Genomic DNA, 5,741 nt, shown 5'->3' with positions numbered 1-5,741 from the left:
CAAGATAATCCAAAATAGTTTGGATAGCCTAGACCTAGGGGTGTGTTAAAAAAGAGAGGAAGCACTCCCAGAGGTATTCTAAAAATAGTGGGAATCGCCATCCAAGCATAAGTAAAAAAGAAAGTAGCCCAGAGTAACCAGATAAGAAATGAGATTAGAAGTATTCGTTTATAGGCCTTATATACTTCCAATTCGTTTTTTAGAAACGTTTTGTTCGACCTCTCTAGATTCCTGCGGTTTTTATTCCTTATCTTATTTTTTACCTTCTTCTTTAGTTTTTTATATTTATGCTTAACCTCAAAATTTGAAGATTTCAGAATTCGGTAAAGTCTAACGGGTTGTAAAAAGTTTTAATGCAGTTCTTTTGTAAGTAATATTTAAGTTTTAATTATAATTCATTTAATTGACTTGTTTTTGAAAAAAGTATGTGTGATATTTTTCTTTTTTTGGGTTTTAATATTAATTCTTAAAATTTATGATTATTTTTAGAAAAGTTTTATAATAGTAGTGAAACCTAAATTTAGGTTAATGTGTTTTTAATAAAAACACTTTAAAAATGGGTAGGAGTAGAGTGTTTTGGTTTCTAAAGGAGAAGAGATGCTAAGAGAAGATATTAGGAAGTTTCAGGAGCAGAGACTGCGGAGACAGGTAAAATATGCTTATAATAATTCTGAGTTTTACCGGAAAAAATTCGCTGGTGCCGGATTGAAGCCTGATGATGTAAAGAGTTTGAACGATTTGACGAAGATTCCTGTTAGCTCTAAGGAGGAGGTCTTGTCTCAGTTTAGTGATGGTGATCCTTTTAGTGGTCGGCTTTGCGTTCCTGTGGATAAGTTGTGGTACATTATTTTGCCGCATGAGGCGGCGTTGTCCGGTAGTCCTTTCTACACTGCGTATACTTATAATGATCGCCGGGTTCTTCTGGATCAGTTGACGCGGTTCTTTCGAATGATTGGGGTTGGGGCAAAGGATTTGGTTATGACTTCGGGTCAGTCTTGGGAGCTTACTCCGAGGGTTCTGGAGAGTGCATTTACTGGTCAGGAGACGGTTCAGGATAGGTTAGGGTTTATTAACATGCCTTTGGAGGCTTCTCTGGTGTTCATCGATATGCCTAGAGCTATTTATCTAGGGGAACAGCTTAAGCCAAGAATTTTCTTCAGTCTGGTATCGTACTTTGATCAGGTTACTCAGGGAATAAAAGGACAAAAAAAGGTACCTAAGGATGTTTTTCAGCCGGAAATAATTGTATTAAGGGAGTTAAAAGATGACATGCAGCTTACCAGTGAAAAGGAAAAAGAGTATAAGAATGAGTGGGGTAGCGAGTTTTATAGAATGTTGGACGTACAAGATGCTGCTTTTCTCGCCATGGAATGCCCTGAACACAGTGGACTGCACGCTTGGGAGGACATGTTCATCATAGAGGCTTTGAGTAATGGAGAACCGGTCGCAGAAGGTAAGAAGGGAAAGTTGGCGATAACTAATCTCTGGTCGGAGGCCACACCGGCGATTAGGTGGCAGACAGATTATGAGGTAACGCTGGACAAAAAGCAGTGTAAGTGCGGAGGAAACCATCTGAGAATTAAGCTATGAAAATAGGTTTGGAGTGGATGTTTATGGTGGATTGGAGAAAGTATTGGAACGAGTCGATTGAGACCATGCCCAGAAAGGATCTGAGAGAACTTCAATTTAAGAGGTTAAAGAAGCAGTTAAACAACATCTATCGCAACTCCTCATACTATAAGGATGTAATGAAGGAAATGGGAATGACACTGGAAGACATAAAGTCATTGGAAGATTTTACCAAATTTCCGGTGACCTACAAGGATTCGGTGAGAGAATTGATAACTGCGGGAGACCCATTTGGCGGTCTTTTATGCATTCCGTTTGAAGAAATAGAATCTATTTATTCCACAACGGGCACCACAGGAATACCCTCAATACACGCTCAGACCAAGGAGGATCAAGAATACGGCGCAGAGCAAACCGCCAGGCTAACCTGGATGCAGGGATTCAGACCAGGTGACGTTCTCTTCTGGCCCCCAGTAAGGTGGAACGGATTCATCTTCGGAGTCACACCGGGAATAGAGAGAATAGGAGTGGTGTCCATCACAAATATACTATACCCCTTACCAAATTATGCAGACAAAATGGTTTACGCTATCAAACACCATCGCCCAGATGTAATGGCGGCACCTATAGTAATCTTTGACGGATTCCTTGAAGCTTGTAAACGATTAGGAGAAAAACCGGCTGAGGTGTGTAAAAGCTTAAAAGCTATAAGCATAGGCTACGGCGATACCCTTACTGAGAGTTATAGGCATAAATTGATTAAGGAGGCTGGTTTGGAGCCAGAGAAAATTTTTTCAGGTGGTGGTGCAGCGGATACTATGATTCACTTGGCGGAGTGCGATGTTCGTGAGGGTACACATATTTGCGAGGATCTTTATTTGGCGGAGATTTTGGATCTGGATACGAAGGAGCCTGTGGGTGAAAATGAAAGAGGAGAGTTGATTCTCTCGAATCTTTACATGAGGGGCACTCCACTTATAAGGTGGGGTAGTGAGGATATTTCCACTTTTGATATGGAGACTTGTAAGTGTGGTAGGACTCATGGTCGAGCTACTTGGATTGGTCGAACAGGGTTCCAGTTGAATGTTATGGATAAATGGATTCTTCCTCTGGATGTTGATGACCTGTTTATAGATGTGTCAGAGGCTACGGGTGCTCCTTTCACACTTTTCAGGTATAAGACGGGTGTGATGGAGAAGCTGAAGATGAAGATGGTTTACGACGGTAGCAAGGGATTAACTAAAGAGGAGTTTAAGGAGAAGGTTTCTGGAGTTATTAAGAAAAAACTGGGTGTTGAAACAGATATTGAAATAGTGGATTCCATAGACGATTTGCCTAAAATTGCTCACAAGTATAAACGGGTTGAGGATCTCACTAAAGAGAGTTAGGAGAAGCAAGCTTAACTCTTAATCTTCTATTTTTTTAACCTAAATAAGACTTTTTGGATTATCGTAACTTTTAGAGGTTGCTAGAAATCATGTTGAATAATTTGGCATGATTTTTTCAAGTTTTTATCTTAGATTGTTTTATTGGATATAATTGCTCTAAATGAAATGTTTTTAAGTACAGGGTGGTTGAATTATATTTATGCAACAACGCTAGCGGGGTTGTTTAGAGAATGTTTCGTAAGAAAGATAAGGAGAAGACGACAGCAGAGAAGATTCGAGGCGAAGTGAAAAAGCAGTCTACTAGAAATCTTATGGAGAAGATTGCTTATTGGATTCCCGGTTACCACGGTTATAAAGCGAAGGAAATCCGGAGAGAGGCTGACAAAGTTTTAAGGACTTACGTATATAAGCAGCTTAGGGATTGCAAGGGTGATCTGAATCTGGTGCAGGAGATGCTTGTGGATTACGATGTGCAGAATACTTGGGAGCAGATGGATAGATTGATGGCGCTCATTGATAGGGTTGCTGAGAGGATAAATCATGCGGATTATGGTTACAGCGGGTTTTTTGATTCAACTAAGATTAGAGAGCCGGAACTGGACCGAATGTACGAGTTTGATGCAACAATTTTAGATGATGTTGAAACATTTCAGAATGAAATAAAGGAGTTAAAAGATGAGCTTGAATCTGGTAATTTTGATAATTCTTACCAGCGCGTCTTTTCGCTGAGACGAACACTGGACGATATTGATAAAAAATTTGGAGATAGAAGAAGCTATATGCTCAAATTCTAATTAAAATATTAGAGGTGAAATATTTTTGCCCGAACTAATAGAATGGAGTGGAGCCGGCCCCCAAGATATTGTTTGGCGATATCCGGACAATAGACTAACCTGGGGAGCAACACTTATCGTAGCTGAGAACCAAGTAGCGGTATTCTTCAGAGATGGAAAAGCCTACGACGTTTTTGGACCCGGAAGACATGTGCTAAGCACTCAGAACTTACCCCTATTCTCAAAAGTTTATTCAACACTGAGAGGATTCAAGAAATCCGAGTTCACATCGGATGTGATATATGTTTCCACTTCGCAGTTTCAGGGAAAATTCGGTGGAAGAGGACAAACCCAGGAACTGGCGCCACTAATGTTCCACGGCTCATACTGGTTCAAGGTGGAAGAACCTAAACTATTTGTGGTCGAGGTTGTAGGGAATTCTAAAGCGTACACTACAGACGCGGTTAGCGACTTTATCCGAGGCTTCATTGTAGAAAGACTCATAGACACCTTAGCAGGTTTCACCATGAGAGAGGTCTTCACCCAACTCGATGAAAGCAGCATGAAAGTAAAAACCAAAATAAAAGAACAGTTCGGAAGAATAGGAATCGACCTCATAGACCTCAAGTTTGAAGGAATGGATACCACTGAAGAATACAGAGAAAGACTATTCTGGCTACAAACAGCCCAGGTTCACGGGGAGCGTCTAGCCACCCTAGAAACAACAAAGTCCGCAGCTGAATCCCTCGGAAAAGGAGGAGGCGCCGCAGCAGCGGGAACTGGCATGGTTATACTTCCACAAATGCTACAGCAACCGACTGGCCCTCAATTGGCTGTAGCAACCTGCCCCAAGTGTGGGTCGCAGATTCCTGCCAATGCTCGTTTCTGCAATAATTGTGGGGTTCAGCTGGGAGCAGGAAAAACCTGTCCAAAGTGTAATACTAATGTTCCTCCGGGAAGTCGCTTTTGTCCAAATTGTGGATCAAAAGTTTGAAACACAACCTCTCCTTCTTTTTTGTAACCTATAACTTACTTATTTGTGATTTTAAAATCCTAAAGTTAGCTGTTTTTGGTCTGTAGATTATTTTTTTGGGGGGGTTAAAAAAGAAAAGAGGGATTTAATTTGTCCATTTTTTACTTGGTTTAAATTAGTAGTAGTATTAATTGTTGGGTTGCTGAGCTGAATTCAATCAGGAAGTACTGGAGCAGTAATAATCCGGCAACTAACATTAGTAGGAGACCGTTTGCTAGGTAGTACTGTTGGGACCGTTTAGAGTCGAGGGTTTTTTTCATCTCGTATTTTTGCACCTTGCTCTTCTTATTCTTCTGTTCTTTTGGCATTGCTATCGCCCACCAGAAATGAACCAGCGCTGTTCCTTGGAGTCTCCTAAAGAGTTCTTTTGCGGTCATTTCAGCGATATAGAAATCGGCCATTTGATACCCAGCTTCTAGGGATCCTCTTTTACTGGTCAGTTCCTCTACTTTGATGGGTGGGAAATAGTCCAAGAATAGATGCGAAGCAGCTCCCAGTACAAAAGAAGCCATTCCAATTAATAGAACACTGTTAACCCTGGGATTATAAAATATTGCCTGGTATGGGTTGCCTATTTGAATCGAGGTAAATATCATAACTATCGCTGCAAAAATGGTGGGTAATATGAATGAGTGTGTAAGCCAGTCTCGATGCTGCATCCACATGATCGCTTTGTCGTAATCAGCAATCTCAGCACCCGTAAGCACTAGTAGTAATGCTATGGCTAGATATATTATGTCTGCTGAGGATAGTGTACGATTTAAAATAATTACTGGAATATCTGTTATGCCAAATAAACTTGCGGGCACATAATAACTGGTGCTAAGAAGCCAGTAGTAGAATATAGTTGAGAAAGCAGCGTAAATAATTATGCCTGCGGCCAGATGATATTTTCTTGGTGCCATCTTATTTCCTTCCAAATTTTTTCAAATATTTTTATTTAAATAATAGGGATACTATATTCTGAATATATAAAAA

6 protein-coding genes are annotated in these 5,741 nt (G+C 40.4%); 4 read left to right on the top strand and 2 right to left on the bottom strand.

The genetic code is table 11. The features are described from left to right. The coding region (locus tag ACUVXA_RS15035) for a hypothetical protein (protein WP_445872097.1) at positions 1-191 on the bottom strand (191 nt) is incomplete at its 3' end. 385 nt (positions 192-576) lie between these two features. Here ACUVXA_RS15035 and ACUVXA_RS15030 point away from each other — a divergent pair. The 4 genes from ACUVXA_RS15030 (at position 577) to ACUVXA_RS15015 (ending at position 4,724) form a co-directional block, all read left to right on the top strand. Beyond that, positions 577-1,590, top strand: a complete 1,014-nt coding sequence (locus ACUVXA_RS15030) for a phenylacetate--CoA ligase family protein (protein WP_445872096.1) — start codon at positions 577-579, stop codon at positions 1,588-1,590. 23 nt (positions 1,591-1,613) lie between these two features. Beyond that, positions 1,614-2,957 (top strand): phenylacetate--CoA ligase family protein, encoded by a 1,344-nt coding sequence (locus tag ACUVXA_RS15025; RefSeq protein WP_445872095.1) that lies wholly within the window; start codon positions 1,614-1,616, stop codon positions 2,955-2,957. Between the two features lie 230 nt (positions 2,958-3,187). Further along, positions 3,188-3,751, top strand: a complete 564-nt coding sequence (locus tag ACUVXA_RS15020) for a hypothetical protein (protein WP_445872094.1) — start codon at positions 3,188-3,190, stop codon at positions 3,749-3,751. A 25-nt stretch (positions 3,752-3,776) separates the two neighbouring features. Continuing rightward, positions 3,777-4,724 carry an SPFH domain-containing protein gene (locus tag ACUVXA_RS15015; protein WP_445872093.1) on the top strand — a complete coding sequence of 316 codons (948 nt, stop codon included), beginning with the start codon at positions 3,777-3,779 and terminating at the stop codon, positions 4,722-4,724. Between the two features lie 149 nt (positions 4,725-4,873). Here the strand turns inward: ACUVXA_RS15015 and ACUVXA_RS15010 are convergent, their stop codons facing one another. Further along, positions 4,874-5,668: a hypothetical protein gene (locus tag ACUVXA_RS15010; RefSeq protein ID WP_445872092.1), complete on the bottom strand. Its 795-nt coding sequence runs from the start codon at positions 5,666-5,668 to the stop codon at positions 4,874-4,876. Positions 5,669-5,741 lie beyond the last annotated feature (73 nt).

The sequence above is a fragment of the Candidatus Jordarchaeum sp. genome, assembly GCF_052745115.1.
Note: the sequence above shows the minus strand (reverse complement) of the source record. Positions and strands in the feature narration are given on the sequence as shown.